The 25,045-nt window shown below is 64.5% G+C and carries 25 protein-coding genes; 15 read left to right on the top strand and 10 right to left on the bottom strand.

Annotation, left to right across the window (positions count from 1 at the left end; genetic code table 11):
* Positions 1 to 183 precede the first annotated feature (183 nt).
* The 7 genes from N5D48_RS18940 to trpE all read left to right on the top strand — a co-directional run bounded on the left by N5D48_RS18940 (position 184) and on the right by trpE (position 7,782).
* Positions 184 to 1,296 carry an ABC transporter ATP-binding protein gene (locus N5D48_RS18940; RefSeq protein ID WP_279887133.1) on the top strand — a complete coding sequence of 371 codons (1,113 nt, stop codon included), beginning with the start codon at positions 184 to 186 and terminating at the stop codon, positions 1,294 to 1,296.
* A gap of 40 nt (positions 1,297 to 1,336) precedes the next feature.
* Positions 1,337 to 2,371 (top strand): ABC transporter substrate-binding protein, encoded by a 1,035-nt coding sequence (locus N5D48_RS18935; protein WP_279887132.1) that lies wholly within the window; start codon positions 1,337 to 1,339, stop codon positions 2,369 to 2,371.
* Between the two features lie 149 nt (positions 2,372 to 2,520).
* Positions 2,521 to 3,768 carry an ABC transporter permease gene (locus N5D48_RS18930; protein ID WP_279887131.1) on the top strand — a complete coding sequence of 416 codons (1,248 nt, stop codon included), beginning with the start codon at positions 2,521 to 2,523 and terminating at the stop codon, positions 3,766 to 3,768.
* An 11-nt stretch (positions 3,769 to 3,779) separates the two neighbouring features.
* Positions 3,780 to 4,607 (top strand): ABC transporter permease, encoded by an 828-nt coding sequence (locus N5D48_RS18925; RefSeq protein ID WP_279887130.1) that lies wholly within the window; start codon positions 3,780 to 3,782, stop codon positions 4,605 to 4,607.
* A 133-nt stretch (positions 4,608 to 4,740) separates the two neighbouring features.
* On the top strand, positions 4,741 to 5,415 hold the full coding sequence (gene rpe / locus N5D48_RS18920; RefSeq protein ID WP_028689018.1) for a ribulose-phosphate 3-epimerase: 675 nt from the start codon (positions 4,741 to 4,743) through the stop codon (positions 5,413 to 5,415).
* Complete coding sequence (locus N5D48_RS18915; protein ID WP_279887128.1) at positions 5,412 to 6,230, top strand: phosphoglycolate phosphatase; 819 nt, start codon at positions 5,412 to 5,414, stop codon at positions 6,228 to 6,230. Before rpe ends, N5D48_RS18915 begins: the two co-directional genes overlap by 4 nt.
* A 70-nt stretch (positions 6,231 to 6,300) precedes the next feature.
* Positions 6,301 to 7,782 (top strand): anthranilate synthase component I, encoded by a 1,482-nt coding sequence (gene trpE, locus N5D48_RS18910; RefSeq protein WP_279887127.1) that lies wholly within the window; start codon positions 6,301 to 6,303, stop codon positions 7,780 to 7,782.
* A gap of 32 nt (positions 7,783 to 7,814) precedes the next feature.
* Here trpE and estP read toward each other — a convergent pair whose 3' ends face one another.
* Positions 7,815 to 9,716 carry an esterase EstP gene (gene estP, locus N5D48_RS18905; protein ID WP_279887126.1) on the bottom strand — a complete coding sequence of 634 codons (1,902 nt, stop codon included), beginning with the start codon at positions 9,714 to 9,716 and terminating at the stop codon, positions 7,815 to 7,817.
* A gap of 375 nt (positions 9,717 to 10,091) precedes the next feature.
* Here estP and N5D48_RS18900 point away from each other — a divergent pair, with 375 nt between their 5' ends.
* The 4 genes from N5D48_RS18900 (at position 10,092) to N5D48_RS18885 (ending at position 13,449) form a co-directional block, all read left to right on the top strand.
* A complete protein-coding gene (locus N5D48_RS18900; RefSeq protein ID WP_279887134.1) occupies positions 10,092 to 10,685 on the top strand; it encodes an aminodeoxychorismate/anthranilate synthase component II in 594 nt (197 codons plus the stop codon).
* Positions 10,686 to 10,694: 9 nt separating this feature from the next.
* On the top strand, positions 10,695 to 11,744 hold the full coding sequence (gene trpD, locus N5D48_RS18895) for an anthranilate phosphoribosyltransferase (RefSeq protein ID WP_279887125.1): 1,050 nt from the start codon (positions 10,695 to 10,697) through the stop codon (positions 11,742 to 11,744).
* Positions 11,741 to 12,574, top strand: coding sequence for an indole-3-glycerol phosphate synthase TrpC (gene trpC / locus N5D48_RS18890; RefSeq protein ID WP_279887124.1), 834 nt, complete (start codon positions 11,741 to 11,743; stop codon positions 12,572 to 12,574). Before trpD ends, trpC begins: the two co-directional genes overlap by 4 nt.
* Before the next feature lie 170 nt (positions 12,575 to 12,744).
* Positions 12,745 to 13,449 carry a lipoate--protein ligase family protein gene (locus N5D48_RS18885; protein ID WP_279887123.1) on the top strand — a complete coding sequence of 235 codons (705 nt, stop codon included), beginning with the start codon at positions 12,745 to 12,747 and terminating at the stop codon, positions 13,447 to 13,449.
* On the opposite strand, the gene crp is transcribed toward N5D48_RS18885, so the two are convergent.
* Positions 13,446 to 14,090: a cAMP-activated global transcriptional regulator CRP gene (crp, locus tag N5D48_RS18880; protein WP_279887122.1), complete on the bottom strand. Its 645-nt coding sequence runs from the start codon at positions 14,088 to 14,090 to the stop codon at positions 13,446 to 13,448. The two genes, N5D48_RS18885 and crp, sit on opposite strands and share 4 nt — an antisense overlap.
* Before the next feature lie 189 nt (positions 14,091 to 14,279).
* On the opposite strand from crp, the gene N5D48_RS18875 reads away from it, so the two are divergent.
* Positions 14,280 to 14,702, top strand: coding sequence for an OsmC family protein (locus N5D48_RS18875; protein ID WP_213659316.1), 423 nt, complete (start codon positions 14,280 to 14,282; stop codon positions 14,700 to 14,702).
* A gap of 65 nt (positions 14,703 to 14,767) precedes the next feature.
* Here N5D48_RS18875 and N5D48_RS18870 read toward each other — a convergent pair whose 3' ends face one another.
* The 6 genes from N5D48_RS18870 to hemJ form a co-directional block, all read right to left on the bottom strand.
* Positions 14,768 to 15,805, bottom strand: coding sequence for a DUF2157 domain-containing protein (locus N5D48_RS18870; RefSeq protein WP_279887121.1), 1,038 nt, complete (start codon positions 15,803 to 15,805; stop codon positions 14,768 to 14,770).
* A 10-nt stretch (positions 15,806 to 15,815) separates the two neighbouring features.
* Positions 15,816 to 16,463, bottom strand: coding sequence for a 2-polyprenyl-3-methyl-6-methoxy-1,4-benzoquinone monooxygenase (gene coq7 / locus N5D48_RS18865; RefSeq protein WP_279805750.1), 648 nt, complete (start codon positions 16,461 to 16,463; stop codon positions 15,816 to 15,818).
* 66 nt (positions 16,464 to 16,529) lie between these two features.
* Complete coding sequence (locus tag N5D48_RS18860) at positions 16,530 to 16,868, bottom strand: histidine triad nucleotide-binding protein (RefSeq protein WP_279887120.1); 339 nt, start codon at positions 16,866 to 16,868, stop codon at positions 16,530 to 16,532.
* Positions 16,869 to 16,932: 64 nt separating this feature from the next.
* Positions 16,933 to 17,715, bottom strand: a complete 783-nt coding sequence (locus N5D48_RS18855) for an SDR family oxidoreductase (protein WP_279887119.1) — start codon at positions 17,713 to 17,715, stop codon at positions 16,933 to 16,935.
* Between the two features lie 52 nt (positions 17,716 to 17,767).
* Positions 17,768 to 18,724: a nitronate monooxygenase family protein gene (locus N5D48_RS18850; RefSeq protein WP_279887118.1), complete on the bottom strand. Its 957-nt coding sequence runs from the start codon at positions 18,722 to 18,724 to the stop codon at positions 17,768 to 17,770.
* Positions 18,725 to 18,754: 30 nt separating this feature from the next.
* Entirely contained in the window at positions 18,755 to 19,180 is a 426-nt protein-coding gene (hemJ, locus tag N5D48_RS18845; RefSeq protein WP_279887116.1) for a protoporphyrinogen oxidase HemJ, read from the bottom strand.
* A gap of 139 nt (positions 19,181 to 19,319) precedes the next feature.
* Between hemJ and argC the strand changes: the two genes are divergently transcribed.
* Positions 19,320 to 20,354 carry an N-acetyl-gamma-glutamyl-phosphate reductase gene (argC, locus tag N5D48_RS18840; protein WP_279887114.1) on the top strand — a complete coding sequence of 345 codons (1,035 nt, stop codon included), beginning with the start codon at positions 19,320 to 19,322 and terminating at the stop codon, positions 20,352 to 20,354.
* Positions 20,355 to 20,520: 166 nt separating this feature from the next.
* A complete protein-coding gene (erpA, locus tag N5D48_RS18835; RefSeq protein WP_166885563.1) occupies positions 20,521 to 20,871 on the top strand; it encodes an iron-sulfur cluster insertion protein ErpA in 351 nt (116 codons plus the stop codon).
* A gap of 61 nt (positions 20,872 to 20,932) precedes the next feature.
* Here erpA and N5D48_RS18830 read toward each other — a convergent pair whose 3' ends face one another.
* On the bottom strand, positions 20,933 to 22,024 hold the full coding sequence (locus N5D48_RS18830; protein ID WP_279887110.1) for an anhydro-N-acetylmuramic acid kinase: 1,092 nt from the start codon (positions 22,022 to 22,024) through the stop codon (positions 20,933 to 20,935).
* Positions 22,025 to 22,028: 4 nt separating this feature from the next.
* Positions 22,029 to 23,450, bottom strand: a complete 1,422-nt coding sequence (locus tag N5D48_RS18825; protein ID WP_279887108.1) for a peptidoglycan DD-metalloendopeptidase family protein — start codon at positions 23,448 to 23,450, stop codon at positions 22,029 to 22,031.
* 213 nt (positions 23,451 to 23,663) lie between these two features.
* Between N5D48_RS18825 and tyrS the strand changes: the two genes are divergently transcribed.
* The gene (gene tyrS, locus N5D48_RS18820) at positions 23,664 to 24,863 is read left to right on the top strand and encodes a tyrosine--tRNA ligase (RefSeq protein ID WP_279887107.1); all 1,200 of its coding nucleotides are present in this window, start codon (positions 23,664 to 23,666) and stop codon (positions 24,861 to 24,863) included.
* Positions 24,864 to 25,045 lie beyond the last annotated feature (182 nt).

The raw sequence follows: 25,045 nt of genomic DNA, 5'->3' as shown, positions 1-25,045 counted from the left end.
CGCGACACAAGGCCGCTCCTACAAGGGAACGTGTCTGTCCTGAAAGCGTCATCTTTGTAGGGCGATCCCTACGGCAAATCTTCTGCCCGGACGATGCCATTCTCTCAGCGCCCCCGATTTGCGAGGGCTTGCGCCTCTTCTACGCTGTGCCCACGCAGTCATTCCAACAAGAAGGTGCAGGGCATGAGCGAGGCGAGTTCGAACGAGACGCTGGTCAGCTTCCGAGGTGTGCAGAAGAGCTACGACGGCGAATCGCTGATCGTCAAGGACCTCAACCTGGACATCCGCAAGGGCGAGTTCCTCACCTTGCTCGGCCCCTCCGGCTCGGGCAAGACCACCAGCCTGATGATGCTGGCCGGCTTCGAGACCCCCACCGCCGGTGAAATCCAGCTGGCCGGGCGTTCGATCAACAACGTGCCACCGCACAAGCGCGACATCGGCATGGTGTTCCAGAACTACGCGCTGTTCCCGCACATGACCGTGGCCGAGAACCTGGCTTTTCCGCTGACCGTGCGCAACCTGAGCAAGACCGACATCAGCGAGCGGGTCAAGCGCGTGCTCAACATGGTTCAACTCGACGCCTTCGCCAAGCGCTACCCGGGCCAGCTGTCCGGTGGCCAGCAGCAGCGCGTGGCGCTGGCCCGTGCCCTGGTGTTCGAGCCACAACTGGTGCTGATGGACGAGCCGCTCGGCGCGCTGGACAAGCAACTGCGCGAACACATGCAGATGGAGATCAAGCACATCCACCAGCGCCTCGGCGTGACGGTGGTGTACGTGACCCACGACCAGGGTGAGGCGCTGACCATGTCCGACCGGGTGGCGGTGTTCCATCAGGGCGAGATCCAGCAGATCGCCGATCCGCGCACGCTCTACGAGGCGCCCTGCAATACCTTCGTCGCCAACTTCATCGGCGAGAACAACCGCCTCAACGGCACCCTGCTGGCGAGCGACGGCGAGCGCTGCCAGGTGCAGTTGCCACGCGGCGAGCGGGTCGAGGCGCTGGCGGTGAACGTCGGCCAGGCCGGTGAGCCGGTGACCCTGTCGATCCGCCCCGAGCGGGTACGCCTCAACGGCCATGGCGAAAACTGCGTGAACCGTTTCTCGGGCCGTGTCGCCGAGTTCATCTACCTGGGCGATCACGTGCGCGTGCGCCTGGAAGTCTGCGGCAAGGCCGACTTCTTCGTGAAGCAGCCGATCGCCGAGCTCGACCCGGCCCTGGCCGTGGGCGATGTGGTTCCGCTGGGCTGGGCGGTGGAGCACGCCCGCGCGCTCGATCCGATTGCCGAAGCCCACTGATGGAATGCTTCACCAACCCTGTACTGTGGAGAGAACAATAATGCACAAGCAGTTGAAACTGACCGCGCTGGCGCTGGGCCTGGTTGTCGCGGGCCAGACGCTGGCCGCGGACCTCACGGTGGTGTCGTTCGGCGGCGCCAACAAGGCGGCCCAGGTCAAGGCGTTCTACGAGCCTTGGGAGAAGGCCGGCAAGGGCAAGATCATCGCCGGGGAGTACAACGGCGAGATGGCCAAGGTGAAGGCCATGGTCGATACCAACAGCGTGTCGTGGAACCTGGTGGAGGTGGAGTCGCCGGAGCTGGCGCGCGGCTGTGACGAAGGCATGTTCGAGGAGCTCGACCCGGCCCTGTTCGGCAATGAGAGCGACTACGTCAAAGGTGCCATTCAGCCTTGCGGCGTGGGCTTCTTCGTCTGGTCGACGGTGTTGGCCTACAACGCCGACAAGCTCAAGACCGCGCCCACCAGCTGGGCCGACTTCTGGGACACGAAGAAATTCCCGGGCAAGCGCGGCCTGCGCAAAGGCGCCAAGTACACCTTGGAGTTCGCCTTGATGGCCGATGGCGTCGCACCGAAGGACGTCTACCAGGTGCTGGGCACCAAGGAGGGCGTGGATCGCGCCTTCAAGAAGCTCGACGAGCTGAAGCCGAGCATCCAGTGGTGGGAGGCCGGTGCCCAGCCGCCGCAGTACCTGGCCTCGGGTGACGTGGTCATGAGTTCGGCCTACAACGGCCGCATCGCCGCGGTGCAGAAAGAAAGCAACCTCAAGGTGGTATGGAACGGCGGCATCTACGACTTCGACGCCTGGGCCATCCCGAAAGGCGCCAAGGATGTGGAAGAGGCGAAGAAATTCATCGCCTACACCGTCCAGCCTGAACAGCAGAAGACCTACTCCGAGAACATCGCCTACGGCCCGGCCAACTCCAAGGCCGTCCCGCTGCTGGCCGATGCGGTGAAGAAAGACATGCCGACCACGCCTGAGAACATCGCCAACCAGGTGCAGATCGACGTGGCCTTCTGGGCCGACAACAGCGAGCAGCTGGAGCAACGCTTCAACGCCTGGGCGGCGAAGAAGTAACCCTGTAGGAGCGGTCTTGTGTCGCGATGGGGCGCGTAGCGGCCCCGGGATCTCGGCATCATGCATGCTCGCCGGGGCTGCTTCGCAGCCCATCGCGACGCAAGGCCGCTCCCACAGAGTCCCCACCCCTGTTTCCCCCGGAGTTCGCCATGGCCATTGCAGTGCCCCTCAACGAAGGCGCGGGTAAAAGCCTCAAGCAGCGCCTCAAGCATGCCGAGCGGGTCAACCGCTGGAAGGCCCAGGCGTTGATCGCGCCGCTGGCGCTGTTCCTCCTGCTGGTGTTCCTGGTGCCGATCGCGGCGCTGCTGTACAAGAGCGTCGGCAACCCCGAGGTGGTCGCCGGCCTGCCGCGTACCGTCGAGGCGGTGGCGCGGTGGGACGGCAAGAGCCTGCCCGGCGAGGAGGTCTACAAGGCCCTGAGCCAGGACCTGGCCGAGTCGCGCAAGAACCAGACCCTGGGCGACCTTTCCAAGCGCCTGAACATGGAGCTGGCCGGCTACCGCAGCCTGCTGGCCAAGACCGCGCGGGCGCTGCCGTTCAAGGCCGAGCCCGGGTCCTACAAGGATGCCCTGCAAGCGCTGGACGAGCGTTGGGGCGATCCGGCCTACTGGCAGGCGATCCGCCGCAACACCAGCACGGTCACCTCTTTCTACCTGCTGGCCTCCGTCGATCACCGCATCGACGACCTTGGCGAACTGGCCAAGGCCACGCCGGACCAGGCCATCTACCTGGATATCTTTGCCCGCACCCTGTGGATGGGCGTGGTGATCACCGTGATCTGCCTGGTGCTGGCCTACCCGCTGGCGTACCTGCTGGCCAACCTGCCGACCCGCCAGAGCAACCTGCTGATGATCCTGGTGCTGCTGCCGTTCTGGACTTCGATCCTGGTGCGGGTGGCGGCGTGGATCGTGCTGTTGCAGTCCGGTGGCCTGATCAACAGCGCGCTGATGGCCATCGGCATCATCGATCAACCGCTGGAACTGGTGTTCAACCGTACCGGCGTGTACATCTCGATGGTGCACATCCTGCTGCCATTCATGATCCTGCCGCTGTACAGCGTGATGAAGGGCATTTCGCCCAGCTACATGCGCGCGGCGATCTCCCTGGGCTGCCACCCGTTCGCCAGTTTCTGGCGGGTGTACTTCCCGCAGACCTACGCCGGTGTCGGTGCCGGCTGCCTGCTGGTGTTCATCCTGGCCATCGGCTACTACATCACCCCGGCGCTGCTGGGCAGCCCCAACGACCAGATGGTCAGTTACTTCGTCGCCTTCTACACCAACACCAGCATCAACTGGGGCATGGCCACCGCGCTGGGCGGGCTGTTGCTGCTGGCGACCGTGCTGCTGTATCTGATCTATAGCTGGCTGGTCGGCGCCAGCCGCCTGCGCCTGAGTTGAGGAGCCTTGTCATGCTGAGCCCCTACATGTCGCCCGTGGAACGGGTGTGGTTCTACAGCCTGCGCATCCTGTGCGGCCTGATTTTGCTGTTCCTGGTGCTGCCGGTGCTGGTGATCGTACCGCTGTCGTTCAACAGCGGGAGTTTCCTGGTCTATCCGCTGCAGGGCTTTTCTCTGCACTGGTACCAGGACTTCTTCGCCTCCGCCGAATGGATGCGCGCCCTGAAGAACAGCATCATCGTCGCCCCGGCGGCCACGCTGCTGGCCATGGTGTTCGGCACCCTGGCGGCCATCGGCCTGACGCGCGGCGACTTCCCCGGCAAGTCGCTGGTGATGGCGCTGGTGATCTCGCCGATGGTGGTGCCGGTGGTGATCATCGGCGTGGCCAGCTACCTGTTCTTCGCCCCGTTGGGCATGGGCAACAGCTTCTTGTCGTTGATCCTGGTGCATGCGGTGCTGGGCGTGCCGTTCGTGATCATCACCGTGTCGGCCACGCTGCAGGGCTTCAACTACAACCTGGTACGTGCGGCGGCCAGTCTGGGAGCGTCGCCTTTGCTGGCCTTCCGTCGGGTGACCTTGCCGCTGATCGCGCCCGGGGTGATCTCCGGGGCGCTGTTCGCCTTCGCCACGTCGTTCGACGAGGTGGTGGTGACCCTGTTCCTCGCCGGGCCGGAGCAGGCGACCTTGCCACGGCAGATGTTCAGCGGCATTCGCGAGAACCTGAGCCCGACCATCGCGGCGGCGGCCACCCTGCTGATCGCCTTCTCGGTGATTCTGCTGCTGACCCTGGAGTGGTTGCGCGGGCGTAGCGAAAAGCTGAGAACCCAGCAGCCGGCATGATTCTTCGTCGTTTTTACCGGCCTCTTCGCGGGTAAACCCGCGAAGGGCCGGCACAGGATTGATACCAATCAGCCCTCATTCGCTTCGCTGAGTTACAATGCGCGCCACCGTGATTCTGCCCAACAGGTGCGCCATGCAGCCCTACGCTATTGCCCCCTCCATTCTGTCCGCCGATTTCGCCCGCCTGGGCGAGGACGTCGACAAGGTCCTGGCCGCTGGGGCCGACATCGTCCACTTCGATGTCATGGACAACCACTACGTACCCAACCTGACCATCGGTCCGATGGTCTGCAGCGCCCTGCGCAAGTACGGCGTGACCGCACCGATCGACGTGCACCTGATGGTCAGCCCGGTCGACCGCATCATCGGCGACTTCATCGAGGCCGGCGCCACCTACATCACCTTCCACCCGGAAGCCTCCCAGCACATCGACCGCTCGCTGCAACTGATCCGCGACGGCGGCTGTAAGGCCGGCCTGGTGTTCAACCCGGCCACCGGCCTGGATGCGCTGAAGTACGTGATGGACAAGGTCGACATGGTCCTGCTGATGAGCGTCAACCCAGGCTTCGGCGGGCAGAAGTTCATCCCAGGCACCCTCGACAAGCTGCGCGAGGCCCGCGCGCTGATCGATGCCAGCGGCCGTGACATCCGCCTTGAGATCGACGGCGGCGTCAACGTAGGCAACATCCGCGAGATCACCGCCGCCGGCGCTGACACCTTCGTGGCCGGCTCGGCGATCTTCAACGCCCCGGACTACAAGGAAGTCATCGACAAGATGCGTGCCGAAATGGCGCTGGCACGCGCATGAGCGGCTTCGAGCAGCTGTTCCCGGGGACGCTGCCCAGGCTGGTGATGTTCGATCTGGATGGCACCCTGATCGACTCGGTACCGGACCTGGCCGCAGCCGTCGACCGCACGCTGCTCGAACTCGGGCGCCCGCCCGCCGGGCTGGAGGCGGTGCGCCACTGGGTCGGCAATGGCGCCCAGGTGCTGGTGCGCCGAGCCCTGGCCGGTGGCATCGACCACGATGCAGTGGACGACGAGCTGGCCGAACGCGCCCTGGCGCTGTTCATGGAGGCCTATGCCGACAACCACGAACTGACCATGGTCTACCCCGGTGTGCGCGACACCCTGCGCTGGCTGCGCAAGCAAGGCGTGGAGATGGCGCTGATCACCAACAAGCCCGAACGCTTCGTCGCACCCTTGCTCGATCAGATGAAGATCGGTCGTTACTTCCGCTGGATCATTGGCGGCGATACCCTCCCGCAGAAGAAGCCCGACCCGGCGGCGCTGCTGTTCGTCATGAAAATGGCCGGCGTTTCCCCGGCCGAGTCGCTGTTCGTCGGCGATTCGCGCAGCGATGTGCTGGCGGCCAGGGCGGCGGGTGTGCAGTGTGTCGGCCTGACCTATGGCTACAACCATGGGCGGCCCATTGACGAAGAGTCGCCCAGCCTGGTGATCAGCGACCTGCGCCTGCTGCTGCCCGGTTGCTTAGTCACCGACACTGGGATAACGTTGGCGGACCTTAAAGCCCCGCAAAGCAGAGACAACGACGTGGTGGTTACCGGCAAATTCTGGATGAAAGTCATCAAGGCCCTGGCCCGTTGGCGCTGGCGCGCCTGACTCCTGCCCGCCGGCGCCTGCCGGCCCGTCCGCTTGCCCGACCCCATTGCTGCTTGCCACGAGGCTACCCATGATCCGCGAAGAATTCCTGCGCCTGGCCGCTGCCGGCTACAACCGCATCCCCCTGGCCTGCGAAACCCTGGCCGACTTCGACACGCCGCTGTCGATCTACCTGAAACTTGCCGACCAGCCCAACTCCTACCTGCTCGAGTCCGTGCAGGGCGGCGAGAAGTGGGGGCGCTACTCGATGATCGGCCTGCCGTCGCGCACCGTGCTGCGGGTGCATGGCTACCATGTCAGCATCCTGCAGGACGGGGTCGAGGTGGAGAGCCACGACGTCGAGGATCCGCTGGCCTTCGTCGAGGCGTTCAAGGATCGCTACAAGGTCGCCGACATTCCGGGGCTGCCGCGCTTCAACGGTGGCCTGGTCGGTTACTTCGGCTATGACTGCGTGCGCTACGTGGAAAAACGCCTGGGCGCGAGCCCCAATCCGGATCCGCTGGGCGTGCCGGACATCCTGCTGATGGTGTCCGATGCCGTGGTGGTGTTCGACAACCTGGCGGGCAAGATGCACGCGATCGTGCTGGTCGACCCGGCCGAGGCGCAGGCCTTCGAGCAGGGCCAGGCGCGTCTGCAAGGGCTGCTGGAAACCCTGCGCCAGCCGATTGCCCCGCGTCGCGGCCTCGACCTTGGTGGCCCGCCAGCCGCGGAGCCGGAGTTCCGCTCCAGCTACACCCGCGCCGATTATGAAAATGCCGTAGACCGCATCAAGGAGTACATCCTGGCTGGCGACTGCATGCAGGTGGTGCCGTCGCAACGCATGTCGATCGACTTCAAGGCCGCGCCCATCGACCTGTACCGGGCCCTGCGCTGCTTCAACCCCACGCCGTACATGTACTTCTTCAACTTCGGCGACTTCCATGTGGTCGGCAGCTCGCCGGAGGTGCTGGTGCGGGTCGAGGACAACCTGGTCACCGTTCGCCCGATCGCCGGTACTCGCCCGCGTGGCGCCAGCGAAGAGGCCGATCGCGCGCTGGAAGACGACCTGCTGTCGGACGACAAGGAAATCGCCGAGCACCTGATGCTCATCGACCTGGGCCGCAACGATGTCGGTCGCGTCTCTGCGACCGGCAGCGTGCGCCTGACCGAAAAGATGGTGATCGAGCGCTACTCCAACGTCATGCACATCGTCTCCAACGTGACCGGGCAGTTGCGCGAAGGGCTCACCGCGATGGATGCGCTGCGCGCGATCCTGCCAGCCGGCACCTTGTCCGGCGCGCCGAAGATTCGCGCCATGGAAATCATCGACGAACTGGAGCCGGTCAAGCGTGGGGTCTACGGTGGCGCGGTGGGTTACTTCGCCTGGAACGGCAACATGGACACCGCCATCGCCATCCGCACCGCGGTGATCAAGGACGGCGAGCTGCATGTGCAGGCCGGTGGCGGGATCGTCGCCGACTCGGTGCCGGCGCTGGAGTGGGAAGAGACCATCAACAAGCGCCGGGCGATGTTCCGCGCGGTGGCCTTGGCCGAGCAGACCTGCGCCAAGTAGTTTGATCGGGGCTGCACAGCAGCCCCGGCCACTCAGAAGTCGACGCTCACCGCCACGCTCACCCCCTGCTGGCGCAATTCATCACTCTTGCGCCAGTTGTAGTTCCCTCGCAGATTCACTCCCGGCACCAGTTCATGGGCCACGCCCAGGCTGGCGCGGGTCAGGTTGCTGTGCGGCGTATACCCAGTGAGGGTGAAGTCGTTCGCCGGCAGGCGGGTCAGGTGCATGCGCAGATCCTGCTGGTCATCCTCGAACTCATGCTCGCGGGCCACCTCGGCGAACAGCTTGGTCGTCGGCAGGATCTGCACGCTACCGAGCAAGCCGACCCCCAGTCGACGTGACGTACGTTCCTGATCGTCGAAGCCAAGTGCCGTCGAGCGATCGCTCTTCTCGTCGTAGCCATCGACCTTGACCCGCGCATAGTCGGCGCTGATGAACGGTGCCAGCTGCCAGGTGCTGCTCGCGGCGGCCAGGTTGTAACCCAGTCGCGCGGTCACCGCCCAGGCTTCGCCATCGGTATCGCCTTTCTCGCTGCGTTCGTTCACACCCAGGGCAAAGCTGCGCTTCAGGTCGCGGTAGTCGAGGTGGCCGGCGGTCAATGCCGCGTCGGCCCACCAGCGATCCTGGCGGAACTGGGCGAAGGCGCTGGCCAGGTAGCTGTCGAGCTTGTAGTCCGAGTCTTGCTGGCCGGCCTCGAGCTTCTGCCGGTAAACCCCGGCGGCCAAGCCCACGCGCCAGGCCTCGTCGAGCCGGTAGCTGCCGCCGAGGGTCAGGTTGTAGCCGCGTCCGTCGCCGCTGGCGGCGCTGCGCTGGCTGCCGAAGTCCAGGTCCTGGCCGCCGGTGGCGACGAACGCCTGCCATTGGCCGAGCGCCTGCCAGGGTGTCTGCCACTGGTTGCGCAGCTCGTCCTGGTGGGCGCGGATGCTGGCGTGGGCGATTTCCGGCAGCAAGGTCAGTTCCCAAGGCGCCGCCAGGATCGAATAGCCGTAGTCGGCGATCAGTTGCTGGCCGGCGATGGTCGGGTGCACGGAGTCGTTGAACAGCAACCGGGTCGGGTCCGGTGTGGTGCCGTTGGCGCCGTAGACCGGGTTGCCAGCGCAGCTGTTGCCGCTGTAGCAGGTGCCGACCAGGTTCTGATCGGCGGCCAGGCCAAATTGCGTCGGATCGGCCAGTGCCTCCTGGAGCAGCAACGGTACGTTCAGTGGAATGATCTGGGCATCGATACCGGCAAGCTGGCTGACCAGCGACTGGTTGAACACGCTGGACAGTTGCGACAGCGGACCCTGTTGGGGGGTGCCGCTGAAGTTCGGGGTCTGGCCCAGATCGGGCAGCAGCCAGACCATGATGTACCGCGCGCCGGCCTGTTGCAGGGCCTGGGCGCTGGCCGCCAGGCGGGCGCCGGCAGCTGCGGCGCTGGCGGGGCTGGTGACCAGGCCCTGGAGGAAATCGTTGCCGCCGCCGGTCAGGTAGTACAGCGCGTTGGGATCGGCTCCCAGTCCTCCGGCCAGATAGCCGGGGCGTTCACGCAACACGGTGCCAGCGCCGGGTTGGCCTGGGGGAATGACTGCTTTTGAACGGGGGGTGATCGAGTCGAGGATCTGTTGCGTGGTGTAGCCGCCTACCGCCCAGTTGTTGCCGTCCGGCAATCCCTGCAGCAGGTGGGTGAGCGAAGTGGATGGGCCGAGCGAGGCGTCACCGAGGCCCAGCCTGGCGCCGAGGATCATCGGCGAGACCGGTGCGTAGTTGCCGTCGGCGTCTCGATTGGTGAAGCGCATGCCGGCGGTGCCGCCGGTCAGGTCGGGAAACTGCCCGGCATCGCTTAGGCTGTCACCAAAGACGACCAGTGAGTTGTAGGGCGATGGAGCGGCCATCGCCTGGCTGCAAGCCAGCGCCAGGGCACCGATGGACGTGCGCAGCAAAGGAGCTTTGTGCATGCATGAATATCCTTTTCGTTGTTTTTATCGGGACACGCTGCATGACCATAGCAAATCGCCGGTCTTTGCCTGTCATCGCGTTCGTTTCCCCGTGTTTACGGGCGTATTGCGCCCGCCGCCCCGGTAGGTTACTGTCCGGGAACGTATGAACGAGACCTACCCCGTGTTGATCGTCAGCAAACTCTTGATGCGCGTTATCAAGGCCGTCGCCCGTTGGCGTTGGCGCGCCTGACTTTTCCCCTGCCGGCTCCGCCCGGCCCGTCCCCGTTTGCCTTCCGTTCGTTTCACCAGCCGCCTCGCGCGCAACTGCCCGCGCCCGTGACCGGCAGTGGAAGGCTCGAATCAAAAAGTCAGTATTCAAGAGGTTGATTGCAGATGTTACTGATGATCGACAACTACGACTCCTTCACCTACAACGTCGTGCAGTACCTCGGCGAGCTGGGTGCCGAGGTCAAGGTCATTCGCAATGATGAAATGACCATCGCCCAGATCGAAGCCCTCAACCCCGAGCGCATCGTCGTGTCCCCCGGCCCTTGCACGCCGAGCGAGGCAGGTGTCTCCATCGAGGCCATCCTGCACTTCGCCGGCAAGCTGCCGATCCTGGGCGTGTGCCTGGGTCACCAGTCCATTGGCCAGGCCTTCGGCGGCGACGTGGTGCGCGCGCGCCAGGTGATGCACGGCAAGACCAGCCCGGTATTGCACCGCGACCTGGGCGTGTTCGCCGGCCTGAACAATCCGCTGACGGTGACGCGCTACCACTCGCTGGTGGTCAAGCGCGACACCTTGCCGGATTGCCTGGAAGTGACCGCCTGGACCGCGCATGAGGACGGCTCCGTCGATGAAATCATGGGCCTGCGTCACAAGACCCTGAATGTCGAAGGGGTACAGTTCCACCCCGAATCCATCCTCACCGAGCAGGGCCACGAGCTGTTCGCCAACTTCCTCAAGCAGACCGGCGGCCGCCGTTAAGGACCGATCATGGATATCAAGACCGCTTTGAGCCGTATCGTCGGCCACCTGGACCTGTCCACCGAGGAAATGCGCGAGGTGATGCGCCAGATCATGACCGGCCAGTGCAGCGAGGCGCAGATCGGCGCCTTCCTGATGGGCATGCGCATGAAGAGCGAGAGCATCGACGAGATCGTCGGCGCCGTGTCGGTGATGCGCGAGCTGGCCGACAAGGTCGAGCTCAAGAGCCTCGACGGCGTGGTCGACATCGTCGGCACCGGTGGCGACGGCGCCAACATTTTCAACGTTTCCACCGCCTCGGCCTTCGTCCTGGCGGCGGCGGGCTGCACCGTGGCCAAGCACGGCAACCGCGCGGTGTCCGGCAAGAGCGGCAGTGCCGACCTGCTGGAGGCCGCGGGCATCTACCTCAACCTGACGCCAGTGCAGGTGGCGCGCTGCATCGACAGCCTCGGCATCGGCTTCATGTTCGCCCAGACCCATCACAGCGCCATGAAGCATGCCGCCGGCCCGCGCCGCGACCTGGGGCTGCGCACCTTGTTCAACATGCTCGGCCCGCTTACGAATCCGGCCGGTGTGAAGCACCAGGTCGTCGGGGTATTCACCCAGGCGCTGTGTCGCCCATTGGCCGAGGTGCTACAGCGCCTGGGCAGCAAGCACGTGCTGGTGGTGCACTCCAAGGATGGCCTGGACGAGTTCAGCCTGGCCGCGCCGACCTTCGTCGCCGAACTGAAGAATGACCAGATCACCGAGTACTGGGTCGAGCCGGAAGACCTTGGCATGAAGAGCCAGAGCCTGCATGGACTTGCCGTCGAGGGGCCACAGGCGTCGCTGGAACTGATCCGTGACGCCCTGGGGCGGCGCAAGACCGAGAACGGCCAGAAGGCCGCCGAGATGATCGTGCTCAACGCTGGCGCCGCGCTGTACGCCGCCGACCACGCGATGACCCTGGCCCAGGGCGTGGAACTGGCCCACGACGTGGTGCATACCGGGCTGGCCTGGGAAAAGCTGCAGGAACTGGGCGCCTTTACCGCGGTATTCAAGGTGGAGAACGAAGCATGAGTGTACCCACGGTTCTGGAAAGGATCATCGCCCGCAAGTTCCAGGAAGTCGCCGAGCGCAGCGCGCGGGTCAGCCTCGCCGAACTGGAACGCCTGGCCAAGGCCGCCGACGCCCCGCGCGGCTTTGCCAACGCGCTGATCGAGCAGGCCAAGCGCAAGAAGCCGGCGGTGATCGCCGAAATCAAGAAGGCTTCGCCGAGCAAGGGCGTGATCCGCGAGCACTTCGTGCCAGCGGACATTGCCGTCAGCTACGAAAAGGGTGGGGCGACCTGCCTGTCGGTGCTCACCGACGTGGACTATTTCCAGGGCGCCGACGTCTACCTGCAGCAGGCCCGTGCCGCGGTATCGCTGCCAGTGATCCGCAAGGATTTCATGGTCGATCCGTACCAGATCGTCGAAGCCCGTGCCCTGGGCGCCGACTGCGTGTTGCTTATCGTGTCGGCGCTGGATGACGTGAAGATGGCCGAGCTGGCCGCCACCGCCAAGGACGTCGGCCTCGACGTGCTGGTCGAAGTGCATGACGGCGATGAGCTGGAGCGTGCGTTGAAGACCCTCGATACACCGTTGGTCGGGGTCAACAACCGCAATCTGCATACCTTCGAAGTCAGCCTGGAGACTACCCTCGACCTACTGCCGCGCATCCCCCGCGATCGCCTGGCCATCACCGAGAGCGGCATTCTCAACCGTGCCGATGTCGAGCTGATGGAAATCAACGAGGTGTATTCGTTCCTGGTCGGCGAGGCGTTCATGCGCGCCGAGCAGCCGGGGCTGGAACTGCAGCGACTGTTCTTCCCCGACCAGGTGAAGAAGACCGTTCAGCAATTGGACTGATCGAACAGAGAGCCGGCAATTCTTGCCGGCTTTTGTGTTTGCCTGTTCCGGTCCTTTCGCGGGTAAACCCGCTCCCACAGGAATTCTGTTGCTCTCAATGGGAGTGCAGGTCCTGTGGGAGCGGGTTTACCCGCGAAGAGGCCAGAGAATCCAACATCAAAGGTGGATCAATGACCGATCAACCCCTGGCCCTCACCGTCGAACAGGGCCTGCACGCCGAACAGGATCTGTTGGCCGCCGTCTGTCGCGGCGAGCGTGAATCCGGCGTGCTGTTCTGGCGCCCGACCGACCATGCCCTGGTCATGCCGCGGCGCATGAGCCGGCTGGACAACTTCGAGGCCGCCTGCGCCGAGCTGGCTGTCGCCGGCTGGCCGGTGCTGCTGCGCGAGACTGGCGGCGAACCGGTGCCGCAATCCCACGCGACGGTGAATGTGGCCCTGGTCTACGTCGCGCCGCGCAGCGAAGGCGACCATGGGCGTATCGAGAACGCCTACGAGCGCCTGTGCCTGCCGTTGTGCGAGGTGCTGCGCGAGTGGGGGGGTGTCGCCTCGGTGGGGGAGATCGATGGCGCGTTCTGCGACGGTCGCTACAACGTCAATCTCAACGCTCGCAAACTGGTCGGCACCGCCCAGCGCTGGCGCCAGGGGTTGGGCGGCAAACGACCGGTGGTGCTGGTGCATGGCGCGTTGTTGCTCGACAACGAGCGCGAAGCGATGGTCGCGGCGGTCAACCGCTTCAACGAGTGCTGCGGGCTGGAGCAGCGCGTGCGGGCCGATAGCCACATCGCGTTGCACGAAGTGGTGCCCGCCGCGCCCTGGTTCGAGCGCCTGTCGCAGGCGTACGCCGAGGTGGTCGCGGCGCTACCGACGGACTAACGGGTGCCGTAGACCACCATGGTCTTGCCCTTGACCTGCACCAGGCTGCGTTCTTCGAGATCCTTCAGCACGCGGCCGACCATCTCGCGCGAACAACCGACGATGCGACCGATTTCCTGGCGGGTGATCTTGATCTGCATGCCGTCGGGGTGGGTCATGGCGTCCGGCTGCTTGCACAGGTCGAGCAGGCAGCGGGCGACACGCCCGGTGACGTCGAAGAACGCCAGGTCGCCGACCTTGCGCGTGGTGTTGCGCAGGCGCTGGGCCATCTGGGCGCCGAGGGCGTAGAGGATTTCCGGGTCTTGCCGGCCCAGTTCGCGGAACTTGTCGTAGCTGATCTCGGCCACTTCGCATTCGGTCTTGGCCCGTACCCAGGCGCTACGCTGGTGTTCCTGGCCAGCGGGCTCGAACAGACCCAGTTCGCCGAAGAAGTCGCCGTTGTTGAGGTAGGCGATGATCATTTCGTGGCCGTCGTCGTCCTCGATCAGGATGGTTACCGAGCCCTTGACGATGAACGACAAGGTCTCGGCCCGGTCGCCCGCGCAGATGATGTTGCTCTTGGCGGCGTAGCGACGACGCTGGCAATGCGCCAGGAGCTTGTCGATATTCTTGATCTTGGGGGGCAGGGCTGAGGCAACCATCACGAAATCCTGTTCGATGCGACGCATTGGCTTTTGTATAGATCGTCTGGCGAGATGCGCCAGTCATTTGGCGCCAGCTTATCAGACACTGCCCCCTGCATCGGCACAAAAGCGACATGCCTTGAGCTTTTCCGACAGCGCTACAAGGACTAAGCTGACACCCTTTTACGAGATCGGGAGTCCGGATAGATGAAGGCACGCATCCAGTGGGCCGGTGAAGCAATGTTCCTCGGCGAGTCGGGGAGCGGCCATGTCGTGGTGATGGACGGCCCGCCCGAAGCCGGGGGACGTAATCTGGGGGTGCGCCCGATGGAGATGCTCCTGCTCGGCCTCGGTGGCTGCAGCAGTTTCGATGTAGTCAGCATTCTCAAGAAGTCACGCCAGGCCGTGGAAAGCTGCGAGGCCTTCCTGGAGGCCGAGCGCGCCAGTGAAGATCCCAAGGTGTTTACCAAGATCCACCTGAACTTCGTGGTCAAGGGCCGTGGTCTGAAGGAAGCGCAGGTCAAGCGCGCGGTGGAGCTGTCGGCGGAGAAGTATTGCTCGGCCTCGATCATGCTCGATCGCGCGGGTGTGGAAATCACCCATGGTTACGAAATCGTCGAGCTGGCTTGAAAACGATCGCGGGGCAAGCTCCCTTGCACTGTGGGGGCTTGCCCCGCGATATCGGCCTCAGGCGATCAATGGCGCAACGCCGGCAAGGCGTCCCGCAGCCACTGCGGCAGCTTCGCCTGCAGCGCTTCGCTGAGTCGCTCGCGCCGCTTCTGGTACTGCAGCCCCAGTGCGATCACGCCCAGACCGATCAAGGTCAGCACCAAGGGGAACAGCAGCGAATCGGCGAACACGTCGTACGACAGGTAGCCGAGATAGGCTGCCACCCCCATTGCCCCGAACACCATGAACACCGGCCTGCGCAGTAGCACGGCCAGGCCCATCAGCCCCAGGTTGATCAGGCAGTACAGGAACTTGCCCCACTCGCTGGCGCTGTCCATCATCGTCAGCCCGCCCCAGAACGCCGCCAGCCCGGCCAGGTAGCCCCAGAAGGCATAGTCGCGGCGGGTGCGCCCGTCGATCACGACGAACACCAGCAACAAGCCCAGGCCGAACCACAGCGACACCGTGCGCCTTTGCTCCCAGCTGAACAGGTCACCGTAGACCCATTCGCTGAGGTCCATGGACATGAACCACAGTGCCACGGCGATCGGCATGACGATGAACGGAAAGGGAACCAGCCTCAGCATCAGCAGGCCGGCGAGCACCGTCGCCGCTTCCATGGCCAGCCAGCCGCCCTGCACGTAGGTGTAGTACTGGTGATAGTCGCCTTGTGCATCGTCCATCGGCCACCAGCCAACGAGCCGCTCGATGGCGAAGACCGCCAGCGGCACGATGCTCACCGCCACGGCGGCCAGCACGCCCGCGGCGATGGGTTGGCCGCGGCGCTGCAGGGACAGGGCGAACAAGGTGAGCCCGGCGATATAGACCAGCGCGATCACCAGCAATGCGCTATCGCCGATACGCATCCAGGCCTCGGTGAGCAGCCAGCCCATGGCGCCCATGATCAGCAGGGCGCCGAAGTAGAAGGCGACGTGGGCCAGCTGGAAGCTGCCACTGCTCTGTGGCTGCTGGCGCAGGAAGTCCAGCAGGGCCCGATCCTGTCCCGGCTGCAGCACGCCGGCGCTCACGGCGCGTGCCAGGTCCTTGGCGTCGAAGCGTTCCATGGCGTATGCCTCAGATGCGGTAGGTGCTCTTGGTCATGACTTTGGCCAGCAGGCTCATGCCGAACCGCACGGGCGCCGGGAACCGGTAGCCGCCCGCTTCCAGCGCGGACTCGGCATGCTGCTCTTCATCGACGCGCATCTGCTCGAGGATAGCGCGGGACTTGCCATCGCTCTCGGGGATCTGTTCCAGGTGCTCGTCGAGGTGCTTGCACACCTGGTGCTCGGTGGCCGCGACGAAGCCCAGGCTGACCTTGTCGCTGACCAGGCCGGCGAGGGCGCCGATGCCGAACGACATGCCGTAGAACAGTGGATTGAGCACACTGGGGTGGCTGTTGAGCTGACGGATGCGCTGCTCGCACCAGGCCAGGTGGTCGATTTCTTCTTCCGCCGCGTGCTCCATGGCCTTGCGTACCTGGGGCAGCTTGGCGGTCAGGGCCTGGCCCTGGTAGAGCGCCTGGGCGCAGACTTCGCCGGTGTGGTTGATGCGCATCAGGCCGGCGATGTGGCGGGTCTGCTGCTCGTCGAGCTCGGCGTCCGGCTGGATGATCGCCGGCGACGGGCGGGAAGGTTGGCCGCTGAAGGGCAGCAAGGTGCGCATGGCGGTATCGGCCTGCAGCAACAAGCGGTCGAGCGGCGAATAGTGACGTTCGGTAGCCATCGGGCACCTCCGCTGAAGTGATGCCCGACAGTCTACCTCAATACCCTTGGGCGGGCTTGCCTTGGATCAGCCCGGCGGCCAGTGCATCTGGCGCTGGCCGAGCACGTGCATGTGGATGTGGTAGACGGTCTGGCCGCCCTGCTCGTTGCAGTTCATCACCACGCGGAAGCCGTCCTCGCAACCGAGCTCCTTGGCCAGGCGCTGGGCGGTGAACAGGATGTGGCCGGCCAGACCTTTGTCTTCTTCGGTCAGGTCGTTGAGGGTGCGGATATGTTTCTTCGGGATGACCAGGAAGTGAATCGGGGCCTGGGGGGCGATATCGTGGAAGGCCAGGACCTGGTCGTCTTCGTAGATGATCTTCGCCGGGATCTCCCGGTTGATGATTTTGAGGAATAAATCGTCCACAGCACGTGCTCCATGGTGAGTGTCGGGGCTGAGTGTACTGAGCCCGATGCCCCTCGCCCAGTGGCTATTCCATGCCGATTGGGCAGTAACGGCGATGGATTGCCCCGGCCAGCTTGCGCGTCAGCCAGCGCGGCAGCAGGCGTGGGGCGAAGGCCAGCCAGCGATTGCGCCGGCCCGGCATGATCAGGGCGCGGTTCTTGTCCAGTGCGCGAACGGTGTACAGGGCGATTTCTTCCGGGCTGGGGCAGCGGCTGCCGCCTTCGAGCCGCGGGATGCGGCGCTTGGGCGAGCGCACCGGCCCCGGGCATAGCACCGACACCTTGATTCCGGCGCGACGAAGCTCTTCGCGCAACGCTTCGGAAAAGCTCAGCACATAGGCCTTGCTTGCAGCGTAGGCGGCCATCCAGGGGCCGGGAGCGACCCCGGCAAGCCCGGCGACGTTGAGAATCTGCCCGCCACCCTGTATCGCCATGAGGTTGCCGATGGCATGGCACAGTCGGCTCAGGGCGAGGATGTTGACTTCGAGCAGGTCCTGTTCGTCTGCCCACTCATGGGCCAGGAACGGTCCGTAGGTGCGCAGCCCGGCGCAGTTGACCAGCAGGTCGATGCGCCGCTCGCCTTCCTCCAGTTCCAGCACGAAGCCGGACAGGCGCAGCGGCTGGCTGAGGTCGCAGGCGCGCAGCAGCACCTCGACGCCAAACCGCTGGGCCAGCTCGATGGCCACCGGCTCCAGCGTCTCGCGCTGGCGTGCCACCAGGATCAGGTTGCGCCCACGCCGTGCCAGGGCTTCCGCCAGGGCCAGGCCCAGGCCGCTGGAAGCACCGGTGATCATGGCGTAACGGGTCATGCAAGGCTCCTGGGGGCGTAAGGGGCGCCTAGTGTACAGCGTGGCCGGTTTGCTACAAGAAGTTGCTGCCTAGCCGCGAGCTACTCTCCAGGGCCTTGCGGTACTCGTCGTGCAGTCGTTCGATCAGCTCGGCGACGCTGGGCAGGTCCTTGATCTCGCCGACCCCCTGGCCTGCCGACCAGATCGTTTTCCAGGCCTTGGCTTCGTCGCCGATTGGCTTGAGCTTGCCGGCCTCGTGCGCGCCCTTGAGTGCTGCCGGATCATAACCGGCCTGCTCCAGGCTCTGGCGCAGGAAGTTGGCGGGGATACCGGATACTGCCGGTGTCAGCACCACGTCGGTGGCGTTGGCACCGAGGATCATCTGTTTATAGGCCTCATCGGCCTGGCTTTCACGGGTGGCGATGAAGCGCGTGCCCATGTAGCCGAGGTCGGCGCCTAGTACCTGCGCGGCGAGCAGCTCATGGCCGTGGTTGAGGCAGCCGGAGAGCAGCACGGTCTTGTCGAAGAACTGACGGATCTCTGCCAGCAGGGCCAGTGGGCTCCAGGTGCCGGCGTGCCCGCCCGCGCCCGCAGCCACGGCAATCAGGCCGTCGACGCCAGCTTCGGCGGCCTTTTCCGCGTGCCGGCGCGTGGTCACATCATGGAACACCAGCCCGCCATAGCCATGCACCGCATCGACCACCTCCTTCACCGCGCCCAGGCTGGTGATGACGATCGGTACGCGGTGCTCGACGCACAGCGCCAGGTCGGCTTCCAGCCGTGGGTTGGACTTGTGCACGATCAGGTTGACGGCATAGGGCGCTGGTTGGTGCAGTGCCGCCAGGCCAGCTTCGATCTCCTCGAGCCAGGCCTTGAACCCGGCGCTGTCACGCTGGTTCAGCGCCGGGAAGCTGCCCACTACGCCATTGGCGCAACAGGCGAGTACAAGCTGGGGGTTGGAGATCAGGAACATCGGCGCCGCCACCAGGGGCAGGCGCAGTTTTCGTTCGAGCGAGGGGGCCAAGGCCATGGCAAAACTCCTGTAAGTGGCTGGATATCGTCAGAACGGTTTGACCACCACCAGAATTACGATGCCCAGCAGGATCAGCACCGGCACTTCGTTGAACCAGCGATAGTAGACATGTCCGTGGGTGTTGGTGCCAGCGGCGAAGCGCTTGCGCTGGGCACCGCACATGTGATGGTAGACGGTGAGCAACGCCACCAGGGTCAGCTTGGCGTGCAGCCAGCCCTGGCTCAGCCAGCCGGGGTTGAGATAGAGCATCCAGCCGCCGAACACGTAGGTGGCGATCATCGCCGGGTTCATGATGCCCCGGTACAGCTTGCGCTCCATGGTGGTGAAGCGTTCGAGGCTGATGCTGTCCTGGCTCTGGGCGTGGTACACGAACAGGCGCGGCAGGTAGAACAGGCCGGCGAACCAGCAGACCACGCTGACGATATGCAGCGCCTTGATCCATAGATAGAGCATGGGGAGTTCCTTCAGGTTTCACGGTCGTCAGATAGTAGAGGTCAAGGCCCCGAAGGGTCATCCGAAGAGTTGTTACAGGGGCCCCGGCCCCCTATTATCGTGCGCTTTCCAGTGGTCTCGTTGATAAGGGGCAAGCGTCATGATCAAGGTCGGTATCGTCGGCGGCACGGGCTACACCGGTGTCGAACTGCTGCGTCTGCTGGCGCAGCATCCACAAGCCGAGGTGGCGGTCATCACCTCGCGCTCCGAAGCGGGCGTGGCGGTTGCCGACATGTACCCGAACCTGCGTGGCCACTACGACGGCCTGGCGTTCAGCGTGCCGGACAGCAAGACCCTGGCGGCCTGCGACGTGGTGTTCTTCGCTACCCCCCATGGTGTGGCTCATGCCCTGGCCGGTGAACTGCTGGCGGCCGGGACCAAGGTAATCGACCTGTCCGCCGACTTCCGCCTGCAGGATGCGGTCGAGTGGGGCAAGTGGTACGGTCAGCCGCATGGCGCGCCAGAGCTGCTCAAGGACGCGGTCTATGGCTTGCCGGAAGTAAACCGCGAAAAGATCCGCCAGGCGCGCCTGATCGCCGTGCCTGGATGCTATCCGACCGCCACCCAGCTGGGCTTCCTGCCGCTGCTGGAGGCCGGCCTGGCCGATCCGTCCCGCCTGATCGCAGACTGCAAGTCGGGCGTCAGCGGCGCTGGACGGGGTGCCGCCGTGGGCTCGCTGTTCTGCGAGGCCGGCGAGAGCATGAAGGCCTACGCCGTCAAAGGGCATCGCCACTTGCCGGAAATCAGCCAGGGCCTGCGCCTGGCTGCTGGCAAGGATATCGGCCTGACCTTCGTGCCGCACCTGACGCCGATGATCCGTGGTATCCATGCCACCCTGTACGCTACGGTCGCCGACACCTCGGTCGACCTGCAGGCGCTGTTCGAGAAACGCTATGCCGACGAGCCATTCGTCGATGTGATGCCGGCTGGCAGCCATCCGGAAACCCGCAGCGTGCGGGGCGCCAACGTCTGCCGTATCGCCGTGCACCGGCCGCAGGGCGGCGACCTGGTGGTGGTGCTGTCGGTGATCGACAACCTGGTCAAGGGCGCGTCGGGCCAGGCGGTGCAGAACCTCAACATCCTGTTCGGCCTGGACGAGCGCATGGGCCTGTCCCACGCCGGTCTGCTGCCTTAAGAGCAGCGGTGAGCTGCAAGGCTCAAGCTGCAAGTGATCGTGTTGCGATTGGCTTGCAGCTTGTAGCTTGTCACTTGCAGCTTTCGTATTGTTGACCGATTTTCTCGGACAAGCGGATAATACGCCCCATCGAGTTTTATGGCGGCACTGCGCCGGGAGAGTCAACATGAGCGTCGAAACCTTCACCCCCACGGCTTTGGAGTTCACCCCCGGGGCTGCGCACAAGGTGAAGACCTTGGTCAGCGAAGAGGGCAACGATCGACTGAAGCTGCGTGTGTTCGTGACGGGCGGTGGCTGCTCGGGCTTCCAGTACGGCTTCACCTTCGATGAGGATGTGGCCGAGGATGACACCATCGTCGAGCGCGAGGGCGTGGCCCTGGTCGTCGATCCAATGAGCTTCCAGTATCTGGCGGGTGCCGAGGTGGACTACCAGGAAGGCTTGGAAGGCTCGCGCTTTGTCATCAAGAACCCGAATGCCACCACGACCTGTGGCTGCGGCTCGTCGTTCTCGATCTGATCGCTGCACCGTAATGCAAAACGCCGCGCTATTGCGCGGCGTTTTGCATTTTGCGACCCGCTCAGGCGGGGTAGATCGCGCCGAGGATGCGCAGGCCCTTGGCGGCGGTCACGCTGGGGCGGTTGGCGGGAATGCCTTCCAGGCAGCAGTGGGCGAGCCAGGCGAAGGCCATGGCCTCGACCCAGTCAGGGTCCACGCCGTGCGCGGCGGTGCTGGCCACCTTCGCCGCCGGCAGCAGCGCGGCCAGGCGCGCCATGAGTGCACCGTTGCGCGCGCCGCCGCCGCACACCAGCAGGGCGTCGGTGCCATCCTGGGCCTGGCGCAGCGAGTCGATGATGCTGGTTGCCGTCAGCTCCAGCAGGGTGGCTTGAACGTCTTCGTCGCGATATTTCGGCAAGCGGGCGAGGTGGGCGTCCAGCCAGGGCAGGTTGAATACCTCGCGGCCGGTGCTTTTCGGCCCGCTGCCGGCAAAGAATGGATCGCTCAGTAGCGCGTTCAGCAGATCATGCTGTGGCGTGCCGCTGGCCGCCCAACTGCCATTGGCATCGAAAGCCTGGCCCTGCTTGCGTTCGATCCAGGCATCGAGCAGTACGTTGCCCGGGCCGCAGTCGAAGCCATGCACCGGCTGGTCGCGCTCGATCAGGCTCAGGTTGCTGAAGCCACCCACATTGAGGATCGCCAGGCGCTGGCCGAGATGACCGAACAGGGCTTCGTGAAACGCCGGCACCAAGGGCGCGCCCTGGCCACCCGCCGCCACGTCGCGGCGACGGAAGTCGCCCACCACGCAGATGCCGGTGAGCTCGGCCAGCAGGGCCGGGTTGCCGATCTGCACGGTGAAGCCACGGGCCGGCTCATGGCGAACCGTCTGGCCGTGGCTGCCGATGGCACGGATGGCGTCGGGCGCCAGGCCCTGGGCGGACAGCAGGTGGTTGATTCCCTGCGCGGCCAAGGTGGCCCAGCGGTTTTCCGCCAGGGCTGCGCGGGCGATCTCGTCGGGGCCACTGGCGCAGAGGCCGAGCAGATCCTGACGCAGGTCGACGGGCATGGGGATGTAATGGGTGGCGAGCAGCCGCAGCTGCTCGTCTTGCTCGATCAGGGCGATGTCCAGGCCATCAAGGCTGGTGCCGGACATCACCCCCAGGTAGAGCGCCATGGGCTCAGCGCTTGTTGGCGGCAAGCAGAGTGGCTTTTTCCTGATCCATGCGCGCGATCAGGGGCTGGCTCTGCTGGTTGAAGCGCTGGCGCTCGGACTTGGCGATCGGGTCGGCCATTGGCACCTTCTGGCTCAGCGGGTCGACGTGCACGCCATTGACCTGGAACTCGTAGTGCAGGTGCGGGCCGGTCGACAGGCCGGTGGTGCCGATATAGCCGATGATCTGGCCCTGTTTCACGCTGGAGCCGGTCTTGATGCCCTTGGCGAAGCCCTGCATGTGGCCATAGAGCGTCTTGTAGGAATTGCCGTGGGCGATGATCACGGTGTTGCCGTAACCGCCACGGCGGCCGGCCAGCTCGATGCGGCCATCACCGGCAGCCTTGATCGGCGTGCCGCGCGGGGCCGCGTAGTCCACGCCCTTGTGCGCGCGGATCTTGTTGAGGATCGGGTGCTTGCGCCCGGCCGAGAAGCGCGAGCTGATGCGGGCGAAGTCCACCGGGGTACGGATGAACGCCTTGCGCAGGCTGTTGCCATCGGCGGTGTAGTAGTTGGTGTTGCCCTGCTTGTTGGTGTAGCGCACGGCGGTGTAGGTCTTGCCGCGGTTGGTGAAGCGGGCGGAGAGGATGTTGCCGGTACCGACCACCTTGCCGTCCATCATCTTCTGCTCGTAGACCACGTCGAATTCGTCGCCAGGGCGGATGTCCTGGGCGAAGTCGATGTCGTAGCCGAGGATGCGCGCCATGTCCATGGTCATGCTGTGGGACAGGCCGGCGCGCTGGGCGGAGGCGGACAGCGAACTCTTGATCACGCCATGGGCGTAGGCGGTGCGCACGACGGGTTTGCTGATCTCGCGATTGAAGCTGAAGCCTTTGTCGGTACGGGTCAGGCGGATAGTCTCGAGGCCGCTGACCTTGCTGTGCAAGCTGGTCAGTTGGCCATCCTTGTCCAATTCGAACTGCAGCACCTGGCCGTGCTTGAGCTGGCTGAACTGCTTGGCTTGCTTGTTGCTGGCAAGCACGTCGTGGACGACGTTGGCCGGCAGGCCGACCTTGTTGAACAGGGTGGAGAGCGTGTCGCCGCGAGACACGACCACTTCGCGATGGCCTGGGGTCTTGTCTTCCTGCTTGGCTACCGCGACGGGTTCCGCTTTGGGCTCGGTCTTGGCGGTATCCGCCTCGTCGCCTTCGATCTGGGCGAATGGCGAATCGCTGTTCTGCTCGGCCTGCACCAGCGGAGCAGTCCGGGATTCGTCCTTCAGTTGCTCGGCCGGGCTTTCGAGCTCGAGGCTGAGGGTGGTTTTCTTCGCTTCGACTTCACTGGAAGGGAATACCAGCAGCGCCAGACTGAGGAGGGCGGCGATGCCGCTGGCGGCCAACAGATGGCTTTTCGGATAAAGCGGGGGCGCTTTAGGCGTTTCGTTGGTCATAGGTAAGGTGACTTTGAAAAAAGTGAAATGGAAAAGATGAATGACATGATGAAGATGAAATAACTGTATAAAATATAACCAAATCCATTCTCACGCAAGGGCGCGTAGACGTTGCGGCACGCCGTTTGGGTCACATTCCTTTGCGAAACTTGTATTTGATGGCCGATCTTGTATGGTTGGCTCCCCTTGAATCCTAGCGTTGCGGGTCTGTCTATGAAGTCGGTTGAAGAGCAGCTGGCGCTTATCAAGCGCGGTGCGGAAGAGGTATTGGTCGAGTCGGAACTGGTGGAGAAGCTCAAGCGCGGCCAGCCGCTGCGCATCAAGGCAGGCTTCGATCCAACCGCGCCTGACCTGCACCTGGGGCACACGGTGCTGATCAACAAGCTGCGTCAGTTTCAGGAGCTGGGGCACCAGGTCATCTTCCTGATCGGTGACTTCACCGGCATGATCGGCGATCCGAGCGGCAAGAGCGCTACCCGTCCGCCGCTGACGCGCGAGCAGGTGCTGGACAACGCCGAGACCTATAAGCAGCAGGTGTTCAAGATCCTCGACCCGGCCAAGACCGAGGTCGCATTCAACTCGACCTGGATGGACCAGCTCACCCCGGCCGACTTCATTCGCCTGGCCTCGCAGTACACCGTGGCGCGCATGCTTGAACGCGACGACTTCGACAAGCGCTACACCACCAACCAGCCGATCGCGATCCATGAGTTCCTCTATCCGCTGGTGCAGGGTTACGACTCCGTCGCACTGAAGGCCGATGTCGAGCTGGGTGGCACCGATCAGAAGTTCAACCTGCTGATGGGACGTGAGCTGCAGCGCGCCTACGGTCAGGAGGCGCAGAACATCGTCACCATGCCGCTGCTCGAAGGGTTGGATGGCGTGAAGAAGATGTCCAAGTCGTTGGGCAATTATGTCGGCATCCAGGAAGCCCCTGGGGTGATGTACAGCAAGCTTGTGTCGATTCCTGACACCTTGATGTGGCGTTACTTCGAGCTGCTGAGCTTCCGTTCGATGGAAGAGATCGATCAGTTCCGGGTGGATGTCGAGAACGGTGCCAATCCGCGGGATATCAAGATCAAGCTGGCCGAGGAGATCGTGGCGCGTTTCCATGGTGAAGAGGCTGCGACCAATGCCCACCGTGCTGCGGGCAACCGCATGAAGGAAGGCGAGTTGCCGGAGGATCTGCCGGAGATCGAAGTGGCCGCCGCTGAAGATCTGCCGATCGCCGCCGTGCTGAACCGGGCTGGCCTGGTGAAGAACTCGGCGCAGGCGCGGGATCTGCTCGGCGCTGGTGCGGTCAAGGTGGATGGTGCGGTGGTCGACCGTGACTTCATGTTCGTGATTGGTGCGACCCATGTGTGCCAGGCAGGCAAGAAGGCGTTTGCCCGGGTCAGCCTCAAGGCCGAGTGATTGCCTGGTGGTGTAGCTATATAAGAAGCGGGGAGGCCGGTAGGCCTCCCCGCTTTGTTTTTGGGGCTTCTATATATAGGTGTCAGGGCTGGCAGGGGCCTGTCTTGGGATCGGGTTGTGTGGGTGAGGTGTTTGGCGAGGGATCGTGGTGTGTCTCAGAGGTGTTCGCCGAGGATTCTCTG

Origin of the sequence: Pseudomonas sp. GD03858, assembly GCF_029840925.1 — a bacterium.
GTDB lineage: Bacteria > Pseudomonadota > Gammaproteobacteria > Pseudomonadales > Pseudomonadaceae > Aquipseudomonas.
The sequence above is the reverse complement of the archived record's forward strand: the minus strand, read 5'-3'. Positions and strand labels throughout refer to the sequence as shown.

Coding starts and splice junctions, on each gene's coding strand:
- N5D48_RS18930 (WP_279887131.1), top strand. CDS start 2,521: ATGGCCATTGCAGTGCCCCTCAACGAAGGCGCGGGTAAAAGCCTCAAG.
- N5D48_RS18925 (WP_279887130.1), top strand. CDS start 3,780: ATGCTGAGCCCCTACATGTCGCCCGTGGAACGGGTGTGGTTCTACAGC.
- N5D48_RS18885 (WP_279887123.1), top strand. CDS start 12,745: ATGACCGATCAACCCCTGGCCCTCACCGTCGAACAGGGCCTGCACGCC.
- N5D48_RS18875 (WP_213659316.1), top strand. CDS start 14,280: ATGAAGGCACGCATCCAGTGGGCCGGTGAAGCAATGTTCCTCGGCGAG.
- N5D48_RS18900 (WP_279887134.1), top strand. CDS start 10,092: ATGTTACTGATGATCGACAACTACGACTCCTTCACCTACAACGTCGTG.
- N5D48_RS18855 (WP_279887119.1), bottom strand. CDS start 17,715: ATGACCCGTTACGCCATGATCACCGGTGCTTCCAGCGGCCTGGGCCTG.
- tyrS (WP_279887107.1), top strand. CDS start 23,664: ATGAAGTCGGTTGAAGAGCAGCTGGCGCTTATCAAGCGCGGTGCGGAA.
- N5D48_RS18825 (WP_279887108.1), bottom strand. CDS start 23,450: ATGACCAACGAAACGCCTAAAGCGCCCCCGCTTTATCCGAAAAGCCAT.
- N5D48_RS18870 (WP_279887121.1), bottom strand. CDS start 15,805: ATGGAACGCTTCGACGCCAAGGACCTGGCACGCGCCGTGAGCGCCGGC.
- crp (WP_279887122.1), bottom strand. CDS start 14,090: ATGGTTGCCTCAGCCCTGCCCCCCAAGATCAAGAATATCGACAAGCTC.
- N5D48_RS18850 (WP_279887118.1), bottom strand. CDS start 18,724: ATGGCCTTGGCCCCCTCGCTCGAACGAAAACTGCGCCTGCCCCTGGTG.
- trpC (WP_279887124.1), top strand. CDS start 11,741: ATGAGTGTACCCACGGTTCTGGAAAGGATCATCGCCCGCAAGTTCCAG.
- N5D48_RS18915 (WP_279887128.1), top strand. CDS start 5,412: ATGAGCGGCTTCGAGCAGCTGTTCCCGGGGACGCTGCCCAGGCTGGTG.
- trpE (WP_279887127.1), top strand. CDS start 6,301: ATGATCCGCGAAGAATTCCTGCGCCTGGCCGCTGCCGGCTACAACCGC.
- trpD (WP_279887125.1), top strand. CDS start 10,695: ATGGATATCAAGACCGCTTTGAGCCGTATCGTCGGCCACCTGGACCTG.
- erpA (WP_166885563.1), top strand. CDS start 20,521: ATGAGCGTCGAAACCTTCACCCCCACGGCTTTGGAGTTCACCCCCGGG.
- argC (WP_279887114.1), top strand. CDS start 19,320: ATGATCAAGGTCGGTATCGTCGGCGGCACGGGCTACACCGGTGTCGAA.
- N5D48_RS18940 (WP_279887133.1), top strand. CDS start 184: ATGAGCGAGGCGAGTTCGAACGAGACGCTGGTCAGCTTCCGAGGTGTG.
- estP (WP_279887126.1), bottom strand. CDS start 9,716: ATGCACAAAGCTCCTTTGCTGCGCACGTCCATCGGTGCCCTGGCGCTG.
- N5D48_RS18935 (WP_279887132.1), top strand. CDS start 1,337: ATGCACAAGCAGTTGAAACTGACCGCGCTGGCGCTGGGCCTGGTTGTC.
- hemJ (WP_279887116.1), bottom strand. CDS start 19,180: ATGCTCTATCTATGGATCAAGGCGCTGCATATCGTCAGCGTGGTCTGC.
- rpe (WP_028689018.1), top strand. CDS start 4,741: ATGCAGCCCTACGCTATTGCCCCCTCCATTCTGTCCGCCGATTTCGCC.
- coq7 (WP_279805750.1), bottom strand. CDS start 16,463: ATGGCTACCGAACGTCACTATTCGCCGCTCGACCGCTTGTTGCTGCAG.
- N5D48_RS18830 (WP_279887110.1), bottom strand. CDS start 22,024: ATGGCGCTCTACCTGGGGGTGATGTCCGGCACCAGCCTTGATGGCCTG.